The organism is Streptomyces canus, assembly GCF_030816965.1.
Lineage (GTDB): Bacteria > Actinomycetota > Actinomycetes > Streptomycetales > Streptomycetaceae > Streptomyces > Streptomyces canus_E.
Genome location: NZ_JAUSYQ010000002.1, coordinates 1,735,659 through 1,756,574 on the forward strand (window position 1 = coordinate 1,735,659; position 20,916 = coordinate 1,756,574).

Genomic DNA, 20,916 nt, shown 5'->3' on the forward strand with positions numbered 1-20,916 from the left:
CCGCCCGCTCCGTTCACGCGACGAATGTACGCGGCGCCTCCCCGCCCCCGGACCCGCCGCTCTCCACCACCCGCGCCGCCGCGGCCAGCCGCGCCGCGGCCTCATCGGCCACCGCTCCCCCGACGGTGAACGGCAGTCGCACATAACCCTCGAAGGCCCCGTCGACCCCGAACCGCGGCCCCGACGGCACCCGTACGCCCACCCGCTCGCCCACTTCAGCCAGTCGTGAGCCGGACAGCCCGCCGGCCCGCACCCACAGCGTCAGGCCACCTTGCGGCACCTCGAACTCCCACGACGGCAGTTCCTTGCGCATCGCCGCCACCAGCGCGTCCCGGTTCTCCCGGGCCTGTCCGCGCCGCAGTTCCACGGCCTGCTCCCACCCCCCGGTGCTGAACAGCCAGTTCACGGCCAGCTGCTCCAGCACGGGCGTGCCCAGGTCGGCATAGGCGCGCGCGGCGACCAGGCTGCGGATCACGTCCGGCGCCGCCCGCACCCACCCGATCCGCATCCCCGCCCAGAACGCCTTGCTGGCCGAGCCGACGGTGACCACGGTCGAGCCGGCCGGGTCGAACGCGCAGACCTGCCGCGGCATCGAGACGTCCTCGTCCAGCCACAGCTCGGTCATCGTCTCGTCGGCCACCAGCACGGTCCCCGCGGACCTTGCCGCTTCCACCAGCCGCCGCCGCTGGTCCTCGTCGGCCAGCGCACCGGTCGGATTGTGGAAGTCGGCGACGACGTAGGCGATCCGCGGTGCCGCGTCCCGCAGCACCTGCCGCCAGCGGTCCACGTCCCAGCCGGTCAGCCCCTCCGCCATCGCGACGGGCACGAGCCGGGCGCCCGCCTCCCGCATCAGCTGAAGGATGTTCGCGTACGACGGGGACTCCACCGCGATGCGCTCGCCCCGGCCACCGAACAGATGGCAGATCGCGTCGATCGCGCCCATCGCCCCGGTCGTGACCATGATCTGCTCGGGCATCGTCGGAATTCCGCGCGCGGTGTACCGCTCGGCGATCATCGTCCGCAGGGCCGGAAGACCAGCCGGGTAGTCGCCGTGCGTGTGGGCGTACGGCGGCAGTTCCTCCAGGGCCCCCTGCACCGCCCGCGTCAGCCACGGCTCCGGCGCGGGCAGTGCCGCGCAGCCCAGGTCGATCATCGAGCCGAGGGCCTCGGGAGGGAGGGGTTCCAGGCCGCGCGCCGGGAGGGGGTTGCCGGCCGGGACCGCCGTCCAGCTGCCCGCGCCGCGCCGGGATTCCAGGAAACCCTCGGCCCGCAGCGCCTCGTAGGCCGCCGCCACGGTCGTACGGCTGACGGACAGGGAGAGGGCCAGTTCGCGTTCCGCGGGCAGGCGGGCTGCCACCGGCACACGGCCCTCCAGGACCAGCAGGCGGATGCCGTCGGCGAGCGCACGGTAGGCCGGCGGGCGGCGCGTGCCGGGGCCCGCCGGACGGTCCTGCTGGGAGTTGAGCAGCCGGGCGAGCTGCGCCGCACCCACCGCCGAGGTCCACTGCGCCACTGAAATCAGTCCACCTTCCCCGAATTGGCCATGGATGGCGTGTCATCCCAAGCCACAGGGTGTCATGCGTCAGGCCACTACCACCACAGGGGGACCCGCCTTGTCCACGCAGAGCCGTCTCGGACGACGGTTGATCCAGCTGTACGCCGGACTCGCCCTCTACGGGGCCAGCTCGGCGCTGCTCGTCGAGGCGGGCCTGGGACTTGAGCCCTGGGGCGTGCTGCACCAGGGCCTCGCCGAGCTGACGGGCCTGTCCATCGGTGTCGTGTCGATCATCGTGGGCGCGGCGGTACTGCTCCTGTGGATCCCGCTGCGCCAGCGGCCGGGCCTCGGCACGGTCTCCAACGTCTTCGTGGTCGGCATCGCCATGGACGCCACCCTCGCCGCGGTCCCCGACGCGCATGGTCTCGCGGTACGGATCCCTCTCCTGCTGGCCGCCATCGTCCTGAACGGAGTGGCCACCGGCCTCTACATCGCCGCCCACTTCGGGCCGGGCCCCAGGGACGGTCTCATGACCGGGCTGCACCGGCGGACGGGACGCTCGATCCGGCTGATGCGGACCGCGGTCGAAGTGGCGGTCGTGGTCACGGGATTCGCCCTCGGCGGCACCATCGGCATCGGAACCGTCCTCTACGCGGTCTCCATCGGCCCCCTCGCCCAGCTCTTCCTGCGCGTGTTCGCCGTCCTTCCGGCATCCGACGGCAGCACGGTCGTTGCCACCGGGCAACCGCGGGGAGCAATACTGCGTCCGTGACCTCGCGGATACGCCACCCCTACCTCGACCATCCCGGCCCCATCCCCTTCGCCCACCGGGGCGGAGCGGCGGACGGCCTGGAGAACACCGCGTTCCAGTTCCAGCGGGCGGTCGAGGCGGGCTACCGGTACCTGGAGACCGACGTCCACGCCACCGCGGACGGCAAGCTGGTCGCCTTCCACGACGCGACCCTGGACCGGGTGACCGACGGGGCGGGCCGGATAGCCGACCTGCCCTGGGCGGACGTACGGCACGCGCGTGTGGCGGGCAAGGAACCGGTACCGCTGTTCGAGGAGCTCCTGGAGACCTTTCCCAAGGCCCGCTGGAACGTCGACATCAAGGCCGGGCCCACCCTCCAGCCGCTCCTGGACCTCATCGAGAGCACCGACGCCTGGGACCGCGTCTGCGTCGGCTCGTTCTCCGAGGCCCGGGTGATGCGCGCCCAGCGGCTGGCCGGGCCGCGCCTGGCGACGTCGTACGGCACCCGGGGTGTGCTGAACCTGCGGCTGCGCTCGTGGGGAGTCCCGGCGGCACTGCGCCGCTCGGCCGTCGCCGCACAGGTGCCCGAGGCCCAGTCCGGCATCCAGGTGGTCGACCACCGCTTCGTGCGCGCCGCCCACGCGCGCGGGCTGCAGGTGCACGTGTGGACCATCAACGAACCCGATCGCATGCACCGGCTTCTGGACCTGGGCGTCGATGGCATCATGACCGATCACATCGACACACTGCGCAAGGTCATGGAGGAGCGGGGCGTCTGGGTCTGACCCGTCCCGTCCCCGGGCCGCGCACGGCACCTTCACGGGGAAGCGAGGGCACGGGTGGGCATGGACACCGTGCGGGCGGGCTCGGCGGACGAGGCCGCCGACCGGCGGCGCGAGCAGCGCGGCTGGTACTTCTACGACTGGGCGTGCTCCGTCTACTCGACGAGCGTGCTCACCGTGTTCCTCGGCCCCTATCTGACGTCGGTCGCCAAGAACGCGGCGGACCCGGACGGCTACGTCCATCCACTGGGCGTCCCGGTGCGGGCCGGCTCCTTCTTCGCCTACTCGGTGTCCCTGTCGGTGATCGTGGCCGTGCTGGTGATGCCTCTGGTGGGGGCCGCCGCCGATCGCAGCGGCCGCAAGAAGCCCCTCCTGGCGGCCGCTGCCTACACCGGGGCCGCCGCGACGACCGGCATGTTCTTCCTCGGCGGCGACCGGTATCTCCTCGGCGGAGTCCTGCTGGTCGTCGCGAACGCCGCGGCGGCCGTCGGCAGCATGCTCTACAACTCCTACCTCCCGCAGATCGCCCCGCCCGAGGAACGCGACGCCGTCTCCTCCAAGGGCTGGGCCTTCGGCTACGCGGCGGGCGCCCTGGTCCTGGTCGCGAACCTCGTTCTCTACACGGCCCACGACTCCTTCGGCCTCTCCGAGAGTGCCGCGGTCCGCATCTGTCTGGCCTCGGCCGGGCTGTGGTGGGGCGCCTTCGCGTTGATTCCGCTACGACGGCTGCGGGATCGCCGCTCCCTCCAAGAAGGACCGACGGAAGCGACGGCACCCGGCTTCCGGCAGCTCGCGGCCACCGTCCGCGGCATGCGCCGCCACCCGCTCACCCTCGCCTTCCTGCTCGCCTACCTCGTCTACAACGACGGCATCCAGACCGTGATCTCCCAGGCGTCGATCTACGGCTCGGAAGAGCTGGGTCTCGGGCAGTCGACGCTCATCGCGGCCGTGCTCCTGGTCCAGGTGCTCGCGGTGGCGGGGGCGCTGGCGCTCGGCAGGATCGCCCGGGTGTACGGGGTCAAGCGCACGATCCTCGGATCCCTGGTCGCCTGGGCGGTGGTCCTGGGCGCGGGATACTTCCTGCCCGCCGGCGCACCTGTGTGGTTCTTCGTCCTGGCTTCCGGCATCGGACTCGTCCTCGGCGGCAGCCAGGCCCTGTCCCGCTCCCTGTTCTCGCATCTCGTCCCGCCCGGCAAGGAGGCCGAATACTTCTCGGCGTACGAGATGAGCGACCGCGGCATGAGCTGGCTGGGCCCGCTCCTGTTCGGGATCACGTACCAGGTAACCGGAAGTTATCGGGACGCGATCATCTCGCTGGTGGCCTTCTTCGTCATCGGATTCGCCCTGCTCGCACGGGTTCCGGTGCGGCGGGCGATCAGCGACGCGGGCAATCCCGTACCCGAAAGGATTTAGCGTTCAACACCAAAGCGCTGTAGTGTACGCGTTTGGCCTGCCAGGCGTACCGTTACTGCTCGTCAAAGATGCCGAAACGCTGGGTGACTTCTGTTAGCAGATGTGACAAACCGGGCACTGGTGGGTACAACAAGGGGCGGCTACGACGGCGACGCATTGCCCGGGACGGGACCCGGAACGGGAATCTTTACCGCCGACCGGACGTTGACCGGATGACGACGACAGCGACACCTGTCCTGTGGGCGACAAGCCCGGGAGGCACGATTCATGAGTGAGCGAGCTCTTCGCGGCACGCGCCTCGTGGTGACCAGCTACGAGACGGACCGCGGCATCGACCTGGCCCCGCGCCAGGCCGTGGAGTACGCATGCGAGAAGGGACATCGCTTTGAGATGCCCTTCTCGGTCGAGGCGGAGATCCCGCCGGAGTGGGAGTGCAAGGTCTGCGGGGCCCAGGCACTCCTCGTGGACGGTGACGGCCCTGAAGAGAAGAAGGCCAAGCCCGCGCGTACGCATTGGGACATGCTGATGGAGCGACGCACCCGAGAGGAACTCGAAGAGGTCCTCGAGGAGCGTCTGGCGGTTCTGCGTTCCGGCGCGATGAACATCGCTGTTCATCCCCGGGACAGCCGCAAGTCGGCCTGAGCTGGAACACAGCGCATACAAGTAACCGCGGGCGCGGTACGTGATTCACGTACCGCGCCCGCGGTTTGTGCTGCCCACGGTTGCCCGCGACCGCCTCAGCGCGTGAGCGGCGGTCGTGACTCCTGCGGGGTGTCGTCGCCCGGCTCGTCCCGGACGATGACCTCGCCCTGGACCACCTTGCCGTCGGGGCACTGCATACGGGCCTGCTGGAAGGCATCGCCCAGGGTGCCCGGAGCGGCCTGGCGCAGTTTGCGGTCGAAGGTGCGCTCGGCGTACCGGCCGATGGCCTTCTGGACCGGCGGGATCAGCAGGAGCAGGCCCACGGCGTCGGAGATCAGTCCGGGGATCATCAGGAGCAGGCCGCCCAGCATCATCAGGCCGTTGCCACTGCTGTTGGAGCTCGAGGGGGCCCCGCCCTGCTGGAGCGCTTCGTTCAGGTTCCGGAAGGCGCGGCGGCCGGCCCGCTTGATGACCACCGAGCCGAGCACGAAGCCCGCGACCAGCAGCAAGAACACCGCGAATCCGCTCGTCGCGCCCGCGACCACGGTCAGCAGCCAGATCTCCAGCACCAGCCAGGCGGCGAGGCCCAGCGGCAGGAAGGTGCGCGTACGGGAGCGGCGGGGCCGGGCGGGGTACGTGGGAGTCGGAGCGCCTGTCGTCATACGTCCAGTGTGCCTGGGTGCGGCTCAGCACGGGATAAGGGGACGATCAGCCGCGGCTGTGAGGCCGTAGGACTACGGCTGTGCGCGCTTTCCCCGCGCTGTGAGCCTGCCGACCCGCTCCCCCACACCCCAGGTGGTGACCCGCCACAGGGCCTCCACGAGGATGTCGCGACTCATCTTGGAGTCGCCGAGTTCGCGCTCCACGAAGGTGATCGGCACCTCGACGACGTGGTAACCGGCCTTGACCGCGCGGCGGGCGAGGTCGACCTGGAAGCAGTAGCCCTGGGAGGCGACGTCGTCGAGGCCGAGGCCTTCGAGGGTCTCGCGGCGGAAGGCGCGGTAGCCGCCGGTGATGTCACGCAGCGGAAGGTCGAGGGCCACGCGTGAATAGAGGCTGCCGCCGCGGGAGATGTACTCGCGGGACTTGGGCCAGTTCACGACCCGGCCGCCGGGCACCCAGCGGGAGCCGAGGACCAGGTCGGCGTTCTTGAGGGCGGTCAGCAGGCGGGGCAGTTCCTCGGGCTGGTGGGAGCCGTCGGCGTCCATCTCGACCAGGACGCCGTAGCCGTGCTCCAGGCCCCAGTGGAAGCCCGCGAGATAGGCCGCGCCGAGGCCCTCCTTGCCCTTGCGGTGCAGCACCTGGACGTGATCGTCCTCGACGGCCAGTTCGTCGGCGAGCTTGCCGGTGCCGTCGGGGCTGTTGTCGTCGGCCACGAGGACGTGGGCCTCCGGGACGGCCTTGCGCACCCGGCCGACGATGGCCTTGATGTTCTCCGCCTCGTTGAAGGTCGGAATGATCACCAACGCCGTGCCGAGCGGGCCGAATCGCCTCTCCTGGCCCGTGAGGGTCCCGTCGCCGTCGTTCACTGCTGCCCCTTCGAGTCATTGCGCAGGCGTCCACCATAGTGCGCACGGCCTGCGGTGACGTGACCAGGCGTTCGTATGCTGGTGTCGTTTTCTCAAGAGTGGGGTAAGACTCATAATTTCGGCCACCGTGGCGGAATCGCCGCCCTCGCTGCGGATGGGGGCCCGGCGCCCTTCGGGCCGACCTGGGGCCCGCTGGCTGCGGGTCGACCGAAAGCCGTTGTCTACTGAGCTCCCGGGCCCCACCCGGGTCACACCTCCCCGGCCGGACGGAACGTCCCCTCGCCGTGGCGCGAGCGCTGGGCCTGGCTCCCAGTGACGGTGTTCCGGTGCGGCACACCGTCCCTGACCCAGCGGCGCTGCGGCGACTGGGCGGAGATTCCCCGGTCGGGCGTCCGGTGGTGGACCCGGCCGAACCTACCGGCCCCCTGCCGTCGGCTGTCAACAGTCGTTTGACCTGCACGTCTGTCGCCAACGCCCTGGTCAGAGCGGAGGATGCGCAGGTCGCACGAGAGCCCGGCGGCGGGCGATCCGGGCCCCGCCACCCCGGAGATCACTCGCCCGGCCGTACGAAGACCGTCCGTCCGCCGACCACGGTCCGCAGGCAGACGGGGAGGTCACGGCCCGGCGTCAGGTCGGGCAGACCGGGGGTGCCGGAGCGAGGGTCGGTGGACCAGCGGGCGACCCGGTCGTCGGGGGCCTGCACGACCAGTTCGTCGGTGCGCCACACGGCGTAGTCCGCGGGGGCACCGGGCACCAGGACTCCCGCGTCGTCCCGGCCGATCGCCCGCCAGCCGCCGCGGGTGTGCGCGGTGAAGGCGGCGCGTACGGAGACGCGGTGCCCGGGGGTGTGGTGGAAGGCGGCCGCGCGGAGCGTGCCCCACGGATCGAGGGGGGTGACGGGGCTGTCGGAGCCGAAGGCGAGCGGGACACCGGCGCGCAGGAGGGCCGCGAAGGGGTTCAGGCGGCTCGCCCGCTCCCGGCCCAGGCGCCGGGCGTACATGCCTTCCTCGCCGCCCCACAGGGCGTCGAAGGCGGGCTGGACGGAGGCGGTCAGACCGAGTTCGGCGAAGGCGGCGACGGCCTCGGGGGTGAGCATCTCGACGTGCTCGACGCGGTGCCGGGCGGCACGGACCCGGGCGAGGCCGAGCTTCTCCGCGGCGGCGCGGACGCCCTCGACCACCGCGCCCACCGCCGCGTCGCCGATCGCGTGGAAGCCGGCCTGCAGGCCCGCCTCGGTGCAGGCGGTGACATGGTCGGCCACGGCGGCGGCGTCCAGGTAGGCGATCCCGGTGTGGTCGGCGTCGGCGTACGGCTCGTGCAGGCACGCCGTGTGGGAACCGAGGGCGCCGTCGACGAAGAGGTCTCCGGCGGCGCCGAGCGCACCGAGTTGCCGTGCCTTGTCGACGTCCTGCTCGGCCCAGTAGCCCACCACCCTCGGGCCCGGCTCCTGGCCCGCGAGCCTCAGCAGCCCGGTGAAGTCGTCCTCGGAGGAGATCTCGGGGCCTGCGCATTCGTGAAGCGTGCCGATGCCGAGGGAGGCGGCGTGGGCGAGGGCGGCGCGCTGCGCTTCCGCGCGCTGGGCCGGGGAGACGGAGGCGAGCGCCTTGGAGCGGACCGCGTGGTGGGCGTCGGCCGTCAGAGGACCGTCCACCGCTCCGAGGGACGCCATGTCGAGCAGTGCCGTCGTCGCCACCGCCGAGTGGACGTCGATGCGGCTCAGATAGAGGGGGCGACCGCCTGTGGCCTCGTCGAGTTCCGCGCGTGCGGGAGGACGGTTGTCGGGCCAGCGGGAGGCGTCCCAGCCGTGGCCCAGGAGGACGTGGTCGTCGGGGCGGGCGGCGGCGAAGTCTCGTACGCGGGCCAGGGCGGTGGGCAGATCAGGTGCGGCGGACAGGTCCAGGCCGGTGAGGGCCAGGCCCGTGGCGGTTGTGTGCACATGTGCGTCGGTGAACGCAGGGGTGACCAGAGCGCCGTCCAGGTCCACCACCTCGTCGACGCCGTCCGCGAAGGCGTCGGCGGCGCCTTCAGAACCGACCCAGGCCACCTGTCCACGCTCGACGACCATCGCGGTGGCGAAAGGGTCGGCGGGGCTGTGGACTTCGCCTCGGCGGAGGAGGACGGTCTGCTGTTGACTCATGGGGGACAGTGTTTCAGGGGGCATCCCGCCGTGGGGCTGCGGGTGGTATCGCTTGTACCGGTTCGTTGCGGCCGGTCGCGCCCACGCGGCGGAGCCGCATATCGACACAGCCCCGCGCCCCTGAGTCGGCGCAGTCCTCGTCGGTTCAGATGCGCGGTGGCCTTGCCTCGTACGGGGTCGACAGGACCACCGTCGTACGCGTCGAGACCCCCGCCAGGCTCCTGAGCCGCGCCAGCAGCTCCTCCAGTTCGTGCGGGGTCGCCACGCGAACCTTCAGGATGTAGTTCTCGTCGCCCGCCACGCTGTGGCACGCCTCGATCTCGGGGACGCCGGCCAGGCGGTCCGCGATGTCGTCGGGGGCGCTGGGGTCGAACGGTTTCACCGAGATGAAGGCGGTCATGGGCAGGCCCACCGCCTCGGGGTCGACCACCGCGGCGTACCCGCGGATGACACCACGCTGCTCCAGCCGTCGCACCCGCTGGTGCACGGCCGAGGTGGACAGGCCCGTGGCCTTGCCCAGGTCCGTGTAACTCATTCGCCCGTCCTTGACGAGCAGCTGCACGATTTGTCGGTCCAGCTCCTCCATGACGCAAGAACCTACAGTGCGCCTGATCTCCTCGGATAGCTGAGCGCCCCAGGTCATGCCCGGTTCGTGATGTGACCGAGAGATGCCTGTGAGCCGCCTGAGGGGACAAAGCGACCGCCACGGGCATCTGCGAGCGGCATGTGACGAAGGCCACACCCGCCGAACGGCCTCCGTGATGTTCTCGTGATTACCGCGATGACGGGACGGGAAGTGCTTGCTGTGGTCGAGGCCGCAGCGCCTTCACGGCCCAGCCCGAGGGGGAGAACCCAATGCAGAGTCTTCAGCGTCCTGGTCGTACCGCGCCCAAGCGCCTCCAGGCGGTTGTCCAGTCCGAGCCGGAGGGCGTCGAACCCGACGCTCTCGACGACGACTTCGACGCGTACGACACCTTCGAGATGTACCGGGTGATCTGCCCGGACTGCGCGCAGCCCATCGCCCTGCTGGCGGACGAGGAGGTGCTGCCGGAGCACGCGTTGTGCGCCTCGCCGTGGAACCCCTTCGGCCTCACGGTCTGCGCCGGTACGGGCCGCAAGGCCTCCGAGGCCCGGTCGGCGGACGAGACGGCGGAGCCCCAGGAGCAGGACACCGCGCTCCTGTTGACGCTCCCTCAGGGACTCGACTGGCGGACCCAGCCGTTCTCGCACGTCGGTGGCCCGGGTTCGCGCCCCATGCGCGTGCCGGTGATGCGCCGTCAGGCCGCCTGATCCGTCTCGCTCAGTCCCAGTAGCTGCCCTGCGCCATGGCTCGCAGGCTGCCGTGGTGCAGGATCAGTGTGTCCGGGTCCGCCGGGAGGTCCACCTCGCCGAAGAACGCCTGGCGGTGGGCGATGCGCAGCATGACGATCGCGTGCCGCAACGCGGCGTACAGCGTGAAGAAGTCCATGTCGCGCGGTGTGTGGCCGGTGAGCTGGGCATAGCAGGCCTCGACCCGACCGACGCCGAGGAACTCACCTGCGACGTCCTTGTCATCGGCGGCGGCACCGCCGGCACCATGGCCGCCCTGACCGCCGCCGAGCACGGCGCGGACGCGTCGCCCCAGTTGAGGACGGGTGGCCCCGGGTCGGGCGGCCAGAGCTGCTCCAACCGGTCGAAGGCCTGCTCGATGAGGGGTGAGCGGTCGAGTCCGTCCACCACCCAGTCGTAGTACGCGCGTTGGGCGGTGACATGGCGGCGCAGCGCGTGGTCCTCGCCGGGCAGCTCCAGGAACTCCGCTTCTCGCACCGGGACTTGGTCGTGAAGGCGTGCCAACAGCCCGACCGTGGCGGTCTCGAGGTGTTCGCGTTCGGTGTCGCTCGCGGCGTGCAGCCAGTTGCCCTCGTAGGTGGAGGGCATGACATCCGGCGGTACGCGCCCCCGCACGCGCTCCATGACGAAGAACGGTGCCCCGAGCGGGCCGGGTCCTCCTCCAGCCATTGCGCCTTCGGGACGGGAAGGTCCGAAAGGCGGCCCACCACTTCCATCGTGCGGAACTGGCGGACCATGTCGTAGACCGGGAAGACCGTGTACGCCGACGGATCCGCTGGGAGCCGCAACGCGCAGGACCGCAGGGGCGGTTCGGGGTTTTGGATGTCGAAGAGCAGGGTCTCGCTGGACAGGCCGTTCGAGGCGGGGACCGTCACGCCGACGGCCTTCGCGCCGGACAGGCGGGCGCCGAGCCAGGCGGTGAGACGGTGGGCGAGCTCCTCGGGGTCGCGGGTGATGGTGCGGGGGCGGGGTGCCGTGGCCACGTCGTCAACTCCCTTGTCTCCGGGACTGCCTCACGGAGCCACCGAGTCGAAGCCGGTGAAGCCGCTCGGGTCGTGCCGTCCGAATGATCCGTGCTCGATGATGCCGTGGCCGATCCGGCCGTCCAGCCGGAAGCGGGCCGCGTGGTCGGTGACGCCGAACGCGGCCAGGGGGTGCGGCTCGGCGAGATCGTAGGTCCCGGCGGTCGGTCCAGTCGCGGCCCTGCCAGGTGCCGTGCCGCCAGTCGTCGGCAGGCGGGTAACCGGTGCCGAGCGCGAGCGGTGAGGAGGTGAGGACCTCCACCTCCAGCTCCATGGGCTTGCGGATGTCACCGAGGTGGATCAGGGCGCGTTCCGGGATGGGGGTGCCCCCGCGCGCGCTCGTTTCGAGCGTGGGGGAGGGTGCCGGAGCGGTAGGTGATCTCGGGCTGGGGCCAGCCGAGTTGGCGGTCACGGTGGCCGGGGCGGACCAGAGTCGCGTCCTTGAGCGAGCAGTGGCCGTCGGCGTCCTCCTGGACGATCACCATGAGGAAGCGGTCCTCGAAACCGACCGGGCACCAGATCCAGTGAAAGCCCGCGGTCGGATGCTCCTCGGCGAGCCGGCCGCCCTCCTCCCCCGGCATCGGCCGCACACCCCAGCTGCGGTCCCGGGTCCCGGTCCAGCCCCGCACACGCAGCTCGCGCCCGCCCACCCGGATCCAGCCGTCACAGTGACCGGCCTGCGCGAACCGCCTTCCCTCCAGGGTGAGCCGGCCGCCCCGCCGCTGGAGGTGGTGCGGTTCCCAGAGCGCCGGGAAGTCGGCACTCCAGTTGATCTCGTACGACAGCCCGTCCGGGTCGTCGGGGGCCGCCTCGCAGCTCAACGCGAAGTCCGCCTACGCGACCCTGCGCCTCGGCGAGATCCTGCACGCGGTGCGCGCCTCGGACGCCCTGCGGGACGACTCACGGACGAACCTGGCTCGGCCCGCTGCGCATCCTCGTCGTCGATCACCCCGAGGTTCGGGTACACACCGAGCCCGAGGATCAACAGGGCGCGTCCGTCGTGGTCGAGGACGTGGAAGATGCAGCGGTTGTAGCGTTGCGGTCCCCCGTCGCGACGTACTTCATGGGCAGGGGCGCCTGGTGCACGGGGTACTCGTCGAGCGGTACGGGGCGGTCGTCGGTCATGGCCAACCTCCCTGCCGACAGTTGGCTGACGGTATGCCAGACCGCTGTGAGTGGCCAGATGTCCGGCCGGACGTCCGCGAACTCACTCTCGATTGCGAGGAGCGGTGACCCGGCCACCGGCTTCCGCGTTGCCCCGGTATGACCCGTACGTATGCACCGGTCGCAGAATCGGTTCCGTCGGCTCCGTCCCCCTTCCGCCCGGCTCCGCCGCCACCCCAGGACCCGCCCATCTACCGCGACCTGTTGCGCACCTGGGCCAACCGCGGCCGGACCCTTCCGGGACGCCACGATCCGGAGTGGGTCCGGCTCGCGGCGCCGCAGGTCAGACCGGGTCAGTTCAGCGGGTCTCCGGACCCGCTAGGTGACGGGCGATGACCATCCGCTGGATCTGGTTGGTGCCCTCGACGATCTGCAGGACCTTGGCCTCGCGCATGTACCGCTCGGCCGGGAAGTCCGTGGTGTAGCCATAGCCGCCGAGGACCTGGACGGCGTCGATGGTGACCTTCATGGCGGTGTCGGTGCAGTGCAGTTTGGCCATGGCCGCTTGTTTGGCGAAGGGCCGTCCTGCGTCGCGCAGCCGCGCCGCCGCGAGGTACAGCGCCCGGCCCGCCTCGATCTGGGTCGCCATGTCGGCGAGCATGAAGCGCAGCCCCTGGAAGTCGGCGATCGGCCGCCCGAACTGCTGCCGCCCGGTGGCATAGCCCACCGCCTCGTCGAGGGCCGCCTGCGCCACTCCGATCGCACAGGCCGCGATGCCGAGCCGCCCTGAGTCGAGCGCGGACAGGGCGATCGCGAAGCCCTGCCCCTCGTCGCCGATGCGCCGGCCGTCCGGGACCCGCACACCGTCGAAGTGGACCTGGGCGGTGGGCGAGCCCTTCATGCCCATCTTCTTCTCCGGCGCCGCGGCGCTCACGCCCTCCGCGTCGGCGGGCACCAGGAACGCGGTGATCCCGCGTGGCCCCTCCTCGCCGGTGCGCGCCATGACGGTGTAGAAGTCGGCGACGCCGCCGTGCGTGATCCAGGCCTTGGTGCCGGTGATCACCCAGTCGTCGCCGTCCCGGACCGCTCTGGTGCGCAGCGAGGCCGCGTCCGAACCGGACGAGGGCTCGGAGAGGCAGTAGGCGCCGAGCAGTCCGCCGCCGAGCATCGCGGGCAGGTGCTCGACCTGCTGTTCCTTGGTGCCGTAGGTGGCGAGCGCGTAGGAGGCGAGGGTGTGCACGCTGACACCGAGGCCGACGGTGAGGCGGGCGGCGGCGAGTTCCTCGAGGACCTGGAGGTAGACCTCGTACGGCTGGTCCGCGCCGCCGTGTTCGGAGGCGTAGGGCAGACCGAGCAGGCCGGTCCGGGAGAGCAGGGTGAAGACCTCGCGCGGGAAGTGCCCGGCGCCTTCCTCCTCGGCCGCCTTCGGGGCGATCTCGTGCTGCGCGATGTCGCGGACGAGCGAGATCAGATCCCGGGCCTCGTCCGTGGGCAGTTGCCGGTCCACCGGCTGCGGGGCGCGGTCGGGCATGGCGACGCTCTCCTCCCTGTAGGGGCGCTGACGGACGCACGCCGTGGGGTGGGACGGCTCCGCCGGTATCACTGGACGCCGTTCGCTGCTCGCGTCTCCCGGGTCACGGAAGCTGCTGACCAGCGGCTGCGTCCTGTGAGTATGCCCGATCGGAGACATCCGGTCACTGGTTAACGACCGCTCACTTCAAGATATCCCAGGGCACTGACAGTCGCCGAGGAATCGACCCCGAATTGGTCCGAACCATTGACGTGGTGGTCTAGTCCTCCTACTGTTCCGGCAACGCTTTTCCGCGTTCATGCCAATCGGCTGGCGTTCCCCTCTCCCCCACGAGGAGACACCGATGCACTTTCCCCACCGCGCCCGTTTCCGGGCGCTGATCTCCGCCGCGTGTTGCGCGGTCCTCGGCGCGGGCCTGCTGGCGGGCGCGAGCAGCGCCACCGCCGCCGCGCCTCAGGCAAGCCCGAAGGCCGCCGGCTCCAAGGTCGTCGGCTACTTCACCGAATGGGGCACCTACGACCGCAAGTACTTCGTCAAGAACATCGAGACCTCCGGCTCGGCGGCGAAGCTGACCCACATCAACTACGCCTTCGGCAACGTCACCGGCGGCAAGTGCGCGATGGGCGACGCCTACGCGGCGACCGACCGGACGTACACCGCGGCCGAGTCCGTGGACGGCGTGGCCGACACCTGGGACCAGCCGCTGCGGGGCAACTTCAACCAGCTGCGCGAGCTGAAGAAGAAGCACCCCGGCCTCAAGGTCCTCTGGTCGTTCGGCGGTTGGACCTGGTCGAGCGGCTTCGGCGAGGCCGCCCGCAACCCGGCCGCGTTCGCGCAGTCCTGCTACGACCTGGTCGAGAACTCCAAGTGGGCGGACGTCTTCGACGGCATCGACATCGACTGGGAGTACCCGAACGCCTGCGGCAACACCTGTGACACCAGCGGCAGGGAGGCGTTCAAGAACCTGATGGCGGCGCTGCGTTCGAAGTTCGGGAGCGGATCGCTGGTCACCGCCGCGATCACCGCGGACGCCACGGCCGGCGGCAAGATCGACGCGGCGAACTACGCGGGCGCGGCACAGTACGTCGACTGGTACAACCCGATGACGTACGACTACTTCGGCGCCTGGGACGCGTCCGGCCCGACGGCCCCGCACTCCCCGCTGAACTCCTACTCCGGCATCCCGAGGGCGGGTTACCACACCTCGGCCACCATCGCCAAGCTCAAGGGGCTCGGCATCCCGGCGTCGAAGCTGCTGCTCGGCATCGGCTTCTACGGCCGCGGGTGGACCGGCGTGACCCAGGCGGCGCCCGGCGGCAGCGCGACGGGCCCGGCGGCAGGCACCTACGAACAGGGCATCGACGACTACAAGGTGCTGAAGTCCAAGTGCCCGGCGACGGGAACGGTGGGCGGCACGGCGTACGCCAAGTGCGGGAACGACTGGTGGAGTTACGACACCCCCGCGACCATCGCGACGAAGATGACGTACAAGAACCAGCAGGGCCTGGGCGGCACGTTCTTCTGGGAGCTGAGCGGCGACACCTCGGGCGGAGAGCTGATCAGGGCGATCAACTAGCCGGACCCGAGCAGGACTTGGGGCGGGGGACCACGAGCCTCCGCCCCAACCGGTCGTCAGCCGTCCCGGCGGGCCGGTGCCGGAGCCGGATGGGTCGGATCCATCTCCTCGATGGCGCGCATCGAGGCTCCGAGCGTCTTCACCAGGAGTTCGCGCATGGTGTCGCGGGAGAGCTGGGGCGGCCCGTCGATCCAGTCGAGGGTGGCGCCCTCGACGCTGCACACCCAGGCGAGCAGGCCCATGCGGGCCAGCGGAGAGATGTCGGTACGGCCGTACGCCCCTTCGGCGATCGTCGCGACGATCGCGTCGCGCACCCCGTCCCGGATGGCGTGCACCTCGGAGTCGAAACCGACACCGCCGCTGACGACGGTGCGGTAGGCCGCCTGGTTGTGCTCGGCGTAGCGCAGATAGCTGTCCAGAGTGCGGTGGACGCGGTCCACCTGCTCCATTTCGAGGCCGCTCGCCGCGTAGGTGACCAGGTCGGCGACGGAGTCCTGGATGATCGCCAGGTAGTAGCCCCGCTTGGACTGGAAGTAGTAGTAGATCAGCCCCTTGGCGACATGCGCCTGGCGGGCGATGTCATCCATGGAGAGCGCGTCGTAGGACGTGTCCGCGAACAACTTGCGCCCGATGGCGATGAGTTCGGCGCGACGAGCGACCGAGCGCTCGGTGCCGCGCACCCGCGGCCGGGCTTCACGCTGATCACTGATATTCACATTTCGACCCTGGTCTCGGGCTGGCGGCGGGACATCCGCAGTATGTCAGTCAACGCCGATCAGGTCACAGCAGACCGAGCTGCGTGACCAGCATCGCGATCACGGCGACGAGGGTCCAGCCCGCGACATGTTCGAGGATCTTCGGACCGTCGTCCTGGGGGCCGCCGGTACGGGCGCGGGCGGCTGTGGCTGAGTGTGCGGTCATGGCGTCTCGCTGATCTCGGGTGTGCTGGGCGGAGTCCCCCGCCGATTCGTCCACCTTGCCACTCCCGGTCGCTTTTGCGGCCGAGACCTTGGTCACAGCGAACGGCCCCCGGCAGACGCCGGGGGCCGTACCGAGGCGGTTCAGCGCACACCCACCGCCGCGAGCGCCTTGCGCTGGCGCGCGGTCGGACGGGCGGGGAAGTAGAGGTAACAGACGCCTCCGGTACCGGAGACGACCTTGCCACTGGCGTTGTACCGCTTGGTGCGCAGCCAGATGCTCTCCCACTCGCGCCGCTTGTAGACGCGCCGCACCGCCGCGTCGCTGGGCGAGGCCGGGTCGTTGGCGATCACATCGCCCTCGGCGGTGAAGCCGATGACGGTCATCAGATGACCGGAGGTGCCGTAACCCGCCCCGGTGAGCTCCTCCTTGAGGAACGACTGGGACGTTATGGCCGGGATACCGGCCGCGATCAGCGTCTCCAGGTCGGTGAGCGAGCCGAGCCGGGTCACCACGCCCTGCAGGTCCTTGAAGGTGGCCGCGTAGGCCGCGTTGAACGGCCAGTTGCCGCAGCCCGCGTACTGGTAGTCGTAGGTGTACCGGGCCGCGTGGCAGACCTGCGGGTCCGCGTACGACGGGTCGACCCAGGCCAGTTGCTCATCGGTGAGCCGGCCGCCCCAGTACTCGATGATCATCTGCGAGGAGGTGGGGCTGCACCAGGCCTCGCCGCCGTTGTCGTACTCCGGGTACTGACCCGCGTGGATCTCCTGCGAGTAGCGCGGGACGATCAGCTCCCGGGCGAGGCCGGGCGCGGAGGCCGGGACGGTGAAGCGGTCGGGGACGTCCGAGCCCATCGCGCCCAATCGCCAGACGGTCGGTGTGGTCTTCGCGCCGGGCTTGCGGTACAGGGTCAGCCGCAGCCGGTACGACACCAGGCGCAGTCCGGTCGACGGGTCGTCGATGGCGAAGGTGTCCGTCCAGATCGTGCTCTTGTCGTCGGTCTGGTCGTCGACCGAGGTGCGCTTGATGTCCCCGTCGCCGGCCGCCCAGCGCCCCATCACGTACCAGGGGGTGGCCGTGCCGTCGGAGTACGTCCCCTGGAGCTCGATCTGGATCCAGCTGCCGGCCGGGGTGCGGGCGTTCCAGGAGGCGATCACCTCGGTCGAGGGCACGGCGAGCTCGTGGACCGGGGAGGTCCAGGTCGCGTACTCCCAGGTGGCGGTGGTCCCGGTGTGCGGGTCGGTGTACTCGGTGGTGCCCGCGGGGGCGCCGATCACGACGCCGGGGCGGCTGCCGGCGACGGCACGGGTGCCCTTCGCGGTGCCACTGCGCCAGTCGCTGTACGTGGTCCAGGCGTGGTTGTCGACCAGGCGGGCGGCAGTCTCGTCGGGTGCCGCGTCGGCCGCGCTGCCGGCAGCGGCCGCGGGGCCGGCGCTGCCGGTCACCGCGGCGGCGACCGCGACGGCCAGAACGGTTCTGCGGGACGGCTGTTCGGCTCTGCTCATGGGTGGGAAGACCCCCAGGGTGTCCGAGTCGGGGCGGGTCCAATGCACGGTTGTGCGCCAACTATGGATCAGGCGGCATGCTCCTGCCAGCACTTCGGCCCATGCCACGCCCACGAATATTGGTCTCGTCCACTGGCATGACCTGGGAACCTGTGGTTCCGCCGCCGGGGGCGGGCCGTCACTAGACTGGTCGCGCCCCCCGTCCGCCTCTTCGCCCGTCCCCAGGAACCGTCATCCACGACCTCGCCTCCCGGCTCCGCCGACTGCCCCCGTCCTGCGGTCCGGTCCGTCTGATCGGCGTCGACGGGCACGCCGGCTCCGGAAAGTCCACGTTCGCCGGACACCTGGCCGACGCCCTCGGCGGCGCGCCGGTGCTGCGCCTCGACGACATCGCCAGCCACGACGAACTGTTCGAGTGGACCGGGCGGCTGCTGAGCGAGGTGATCACTCCGCTCGGCCACGGCGAGACCGCGCACTACGCCGTCTACGACTGGCACACCCGCCGCTTCGGACCGCCCCGCGCCCTGCCGCCCGCGCCGGTGATCCTTCTGGAGGGGGTCGGCGCAGGCCGCCGCGCGCTGCGGCCGTACCTGGCGCGGCTGCTGTGGATGGAGCTGCCCCCTGAGGAGTCCTGGGCACGCGGCCGCTCCCGGGACGGGGCGGAGCTGCGGGAGTTCTGGGAGGGATGGGTCGCAGCGGAACAGCGGCATTTCGCCGAAGACCCCTCCCGGCCCTTCGCCGATCTCCTGGTACGGCAGTGCCGGACGGGGTACGTGATCACCAAAGGGCCTGCAGGGACCGTTGGACCAGACCGCGAGGTCACCCACGGTGACGACCCAACGGCGATGTGTTGAACCCGTGAAGACCCCTGAGTAGGAACTTGCCTGAGTCGCCCAACTCCGCTTGACCGAGGGGCCGTACAGGTCTTACGTTCTGAATGTGCGGCCGTTCGAGGCCGCCCGCAGTCGCGAAGCCCCCGGTTGTTCCCCCGTGATCGGGGGCTTCGTTCTGCCCTCACACGGATTCCCGGATGCCGTGAGGTGCGATTCGCTCACGCTCGGTCACCATCGGTGGTGCGCCTCATCTGCTCCCACCTCGTCAAACGGCCTGTGCGGCACCCTACGGCGGGCGACACCACCGCAGGTACGATGCCCTCGGTGCGACCTACGGACGACTGCTCTGCGCACTGTTGCAACTCCGGTCCGCGGCACAGCGTTTGGACGAAGGCGGCCACCGGGCGTCGGCCCGGTGGTGAAACCACGGGGGCACGGTTTGTGGGGGACGTGATGGATTTCGGCACGCAGGGCCCCGAGGCCCCGGCCGACCTCGCCTGGCTGCGAGGTGTCGACGCCTACACGATGGGCGCCTATCCGCAGGCCGAGGAGGAGTTCCGGGCCGCGGTGCGGATCGATCCCGGGATGGCCGACGGCTGGCTCGGACTGCACGCGCTGCGCGTCGAGACGACGACCGCGCTGCTGCGGATGTTCCGGCACCGCGAGCGCTTCGGCGAACAGCGCGCCCGGCACCGGCGCACCCTCAACTCCTGGTACTGGCTGGGCTGGTGGGTGCAACCGGTGCTGGAGAGCCCGCGTGACCTGCTGCTCGCGCACGCCTCGCACTGGCTGGACGGCCGCCACGTCCCCGAACTGGACCGGGCCCTCGCCGGCCTGCCCCCGGTGGACACCGACCACCAGGTCCGCTTCCTGCACGCCTGCCGTGCCTATCTCGTCAAGGACTGGGAACAACTGGTCCGGCACACCGACCCGCTGATCGACGACGCCATGCTCGGCATCGAGGCCGGACTGTTCGGCGGCATGGCCCGGGTCCGCCTGGAGATGTACGGCCAGGCCGAACCGCTGCTGTCGGCGGCCCTGATGCGCTGCCGCAGCGAACAGCCCCAGCGCAAGGAACTGCGGTACTGGCTGGCCAGGGCGCACGAGGGCACGGGCCGATCCGCGGCCGCCCTCCCCCTGTACCGGGCCGTGCACCGCGTCGACCCCGCCTTCATGGACACCTCCGCCCGGCTCGCCGCGATCGCCGAGGGCGACGGGTACGACGACTCCGCCGACCTCGCCGCGATCACGCTCACCGGGTTCGGGCAGGACATGCTGGAGGGGCCCGACGGGATGGATCCGCTGTTCGGCATCGAGGGGCGGGAGCTGAAGCTCTCCGATCCGGAGCCGCCGACCGGTCCCCTGCCCTCGATGACCGACCCGGCAGGACGCGAGAGGTCCGGCCCACCCGTGGGGCCGCTGCCCGCCGGGCCCACCGATCCCGTCTTACTGGAGGAGGCGCTCGCCGAACTCGAGCGCATGGTGGGGCTCGAACCGGTCAAGCGCCAAGTCAAAGCGCTCTCCGCCCAATTGAACATGGCCCGGCTGCGCACCGGGCAGGGCCTGCCCGTCCAGCCGCCCAAGCGTCACTTCGTCTTCTCCGGCCCCTCCGGCACCGGCAAGACCACGGTGGCCCGCATCCTGGGCCGCGTCTTCTACGCCCTCGGACTGCTCGGCGGTGACCATCTCGTCGAGGCGCAGCGGGCGGATCTGGTCGGGGAGTACCTCGGCCAGACGGCGGTGAAGGCCAACGAACTCATCGACTCGGCCCTCGGCGGAGTGCTCTTCGTCGACGAGGCGTACTCGCTCTCCAACTCCGGTTACGGCAAGGGGGACGCGTACGGCGACGAGGCGCTCCAGGTGCTGCTGAAGCGGGCCGAGGACAACCGGGACCACCTGGTCGTGATCCTGGCGGGCTACCCGGAGGGCATGGACCGCCTGCTGGCCGCGAACCCCGGACTGTCGTCCCGCTTCACGACCCGCGTCGACTTCCCGTCGTACCGCCCGCTCGAACTCACCTCCATCGGTGAGGTGCTGGCGGCCGAGAACGGCGACGTCTGGGACGAGGAGGCGCTGGACGAGCTGCGCTCCATCGCCGGGCACGTGGTGGACCAGGGATGGATCGACGAACTGGGCAACGGGCGGTTCCTGCGCACGCTGTACGAGAAGAGCTGCGCGTATCGGGATCTTCGGTTGTCGACGTATCCCGGGATGCTGAGCCGGGACGACTTGTCGACGTTGCGGTTGCCGGACCTGATGCAGGCGTACGGGGAGGTCTTGTCGGGACGGGGGCCGCAGGATCCGTCGGCGATGTAGCCGTTCGGCTGCGGGCTCGTCGTGGCTGAGCGC

18 protein-coding genes and 3 pseudogenes are annotated in these 20,916 nt (G+C 70.8%); 9 read left to right on the forward strand and 12 right to left on the reverse strand.

Features of this window, described 5'->3' with window-relative positions; translation table 11 throughout:
* Nucleotides 1-13: 13 nt before the first annotated feature.
* On the reverse strand, nt 14-1,513 hold the full coding sequence (locus QF027_RS08970) for an SCO1417 family MocR-like transcription factor (protein WP_307073858.1): 1,500 nt from the start codon (nt 1,511-1,513) through the stop codon (nt 14-16).
* A gap of 64 nt (nt 1,514-1,577) precedes the next feature.
* On the opposite strand from QF027_RS08970, the gene yczE reads away from it, so the two are divergent.
* The 4 genes from yczE (at nt 1,578) to QF027_RS08990 (ending at nt 5,083) form a co-directional block, all read left to right on the forward strand.
* On the forward strand, nt 1,578-2,267 hold the full coding sequence (gene yczE, locus QF027_RS08975) for a membrane protein YczE (protein WP_306984394.1): 690 nt from the start codon (nt 1,578-1,580) through the stop codon (nt 2,265-2,267).
* Nucleotides 2,264-3,031 (forward strand): glycerophosphodiester phosphodiesterase, encoded by a 768-nt coding sequence (locus QF027_RS08980; protein WP_307073860.1) that lies wholly within the window; start codon nt 2,264-2,266, stop codon nt 3,029-3,031. The genes yczE and QF027_RS08980 overlap by 4 nt, the downstream gene beginning before the upstream one ends.
* Nucleotides 3,032-3,085: 54 nt before the next feature.
* Nucleotides 3,086-4,441 carry an MFS transporter gene (locus QF027_RS08985; protein ID WP_307073862.1) on the forward strand — a complete coding sequence of 452 codons (1,356 nt, stop codon included), beginning with the start codon at nt 3,086-3,088 and terminating at the stop codon, nt 4,439-4,441.
* A 267-nt stretch (nt 4,442-4,708) separates the two neighbouring features.
* Complete coding sequence (locus QF027_RS08990) at nt 4,709-5,083, forward strand: RNA polymerase-binding protein RbpA (RefSeq protein ID WP_003977404.1); 375 nt, start codon at nt 4,709-4,711, stop codon at nt 5,081-5,083.
* Between the two features lie 95 nt (nt 5,084-5,178).
* Here QF027_RS08990 and fxsA read toward each other — a convergent pair whose 3' ends face one another.
* From fxsA to QF027_RS09010, 4 genes are all read right to left on the reverse strand, one after another.
* Complete coding sequence (gene fxsA, locus QF027_RS08995; protein WP_307073864.1) at nt 5,179-5,745, reverse strand: FxsA family membrane protein; 567 nt, start codon at nt 5,743-5,745, stop codon at nt 5,179-5,181.
* 72 nt (nt 5,746-5,817) lie between these two features.
* The gene (locus QF027_RS09000; RefSeq protein ID WP_306984386.1) at nt 5,818-6,612 is read right to left on the reverse strand and encodes a polyprenol monophosphomannose synthase; all 795 of its coding nucleotides are present in this window, start codon (nt 6,610-6,612) and stop codon (nt 5,818-5,820) included.
* Between the two features lie 550 nt (nt 6,613-7,162).
* Nucleotides 7,163-8,749, reverse strand: coding sequence for an amidohydrolase (locus tag QF027_RS09005; RefSeq protein ID WP_307073865.1), 1,587 nt, complete (start codon nt 8,747-8,749; stop codon nt 7,163-7,165).
* Between the two features lie 145 nt (nt 8,750-8,894).
* Complete coding sequence (locus QF027_RS09010) at nt 8,895-9,335, reverse strand: Lrp/AsnC family transcriptional regulator (RefSeq protein ID WP_004002750.1); 441 nt, start codon at nt 9,333-9,335, stop codon at nt 8,895-8,897.
* A gap of 269 nt (nt 9,336-9,604) precedes the next feature.
* Here QF027_RS09010 and QF027_RS09015 point away from each other — a divergent pair, with 269 nt between their 5' ends.
* Complete coding sequence (locus QF027_RS09015; RefSeq protein ID WP_306984381.1) at nt 9,605-10,039, forward strand: hypothetical protein; 435 nt, start codon at nt 9,605-9,607, stop codon at nt 10,037-10,039.
* Between the two features lie 10 nt (nt 10,040-10,049).
* On the opposite strand, the gene QF027_RS09020 is transcribed toward QF027_RS09015, so the two are convergent.
* Nucleotides 10,050-10,217: a hypothetical protein gene (locus QF027_RS09020; RefSeq protein ID WP_306984380.1), complete on the reverse strand. Its 168-nt coding sequence runs from the start codon at nt 10,215-10,217 to the stop codon at nt 10,050-10,052.
* A 12-nt stretch (nt 10,218-10,229) separates the two neighbouring features.
* Here QF027_RS09020 and QF027_RS49565 point away from each other — a divergent pair.
* A pseudogene (locus QF027_RS49565) lies at nt 10,230-10,361 on the forward strand (FAD-binding protein); the annotation flags it as partial.
* Here the strand turns inward: QF027_RS49565 and QF027_RS49570 are convergent.
* The 3 genes and pseudogenes from QF027_RS49570 to QF027_RS09045 all read right to left on the reverse strand — a co-directional run.
* Nucleotides 10,361-11,061, reverse strand: a pseudogene (locus QF027_RS49570) (phosphotransferase family protein); the annotation flags it as partial. The pseudogenes QF027_RS49565 and QF027_RS49570 overlap by 1 nt on opposite strands.
* Before the next feature lie 30 nt (nt 11,062-11,091).
* Nucleotides 11,092-12,225: pseudogene (locus tag QF027_RS09030) on the reverse strand (hypothetical protein).
* A 337-nt stretch (nt 12,226-12,562) separates the two neighbouring features.
* On the reverse strand, nt 12,563-13,735 hold the full coding sequence (locus tag QF027_RS09045; RefSeq protein ID WP_306984372.1) for an acyl-CoA dehydrogenase: 1,173 nt from the start codon (nt 13,733-13,735) through the stop codon (nt 12,563-12,565).
* A gap of 343 nt (nt 13,736-14,078) precedes the next feature.
* Between QF027_RS09045 and QF027_RS09050 the strand changes: the two genes are divergently transcribed.
* Nucleotides 14,079-15,311: a glycoside hydrolase family 18 protein gene (locus tag QF027_RS09050; protein ID WP_307073869.1), complete on the forward strand. Its 1,233-nt coding sequence runs from the start codon at nt 14,079-14,081 to the stop codon at nt 15,309-15,311.
* 56 nt (nt 15,312-15,367) lie between these two features.
* Here the strand turns inward: QF027_RS09050 and QF027_RS09055 are convergent, their stop codons facing one another.
* The 3 genes from QF027_RS09055 to QF027_RS09065 form a co-directional block, all read right to left on the reverse strand.
* Nucleotides 15,368-16,027, reverse strand: coding sequence for a TetR/AcrR family transcriptional regulator (locus tag QF027_RS09055; protein WP_306984367.1), 660 nt, complete (start codon nt 16,025-16,027; stop codon nt 15,368-15,370).
* A gap of 64 nt (nt 16,028-16,091) precedes the next feature.
* Nucleotides 16,092-16,232 carry an SCO1431 family membrane protein gene (locus QF027_RS09060; protein ID WP_307073871.1) on the reverse strand — a complete coding sequence of 47 codons (141 nt, stop codon included), beginning with the start codon at nt 16,230-16,232 and terminating at the stop codon, nt 16,092-16,094.
* Between the two features lie 140 nt (nt 16,233-16,372).
* Nucleotides 16,373-17,734 carry a peptidase C39 family protein gene (locus tag QF027_RS09065; RefSeq protein ID WP_307073873.1) on the reverse strand — a complete coding sequence of 454 codons (1,362 nt, stop codon included), beginning with the start codon at nt 17,732-17,734 and terminating at the stop codon, nt 16,373-16,375.
* A 233-nt stretch (nt 17,735-17,967) separates the two neighbouring features.
* On the opposite strand from QF027_RS09065, the gene QF027_RS09070 reads away from it, so the two are divergent.
* Nucleotides 17,968-18,588, forward strand: coding sequence for a uridine kinase family protein (locus tag QF027_RS09070; protein WP_307082328.1), 621 nt, complete (start codon nt 17,968-17,970; stop codon nt 18,586-18,588).
* A gap of 432 nt (nt 18,589-19,020) precedes the next feature.
* Complete coding sequence (locus QF027_RS09075) at nt 19,021-20,883, forward strand: AAA family ATPase (protein ID WP_306984360.1); 1,863 nt, start codon at nt 19,021-19,023, stop codon at nt 20,881-20,883.
* Nucleotides 20,884-20,916: the final 33 nt, after the last annotated feature.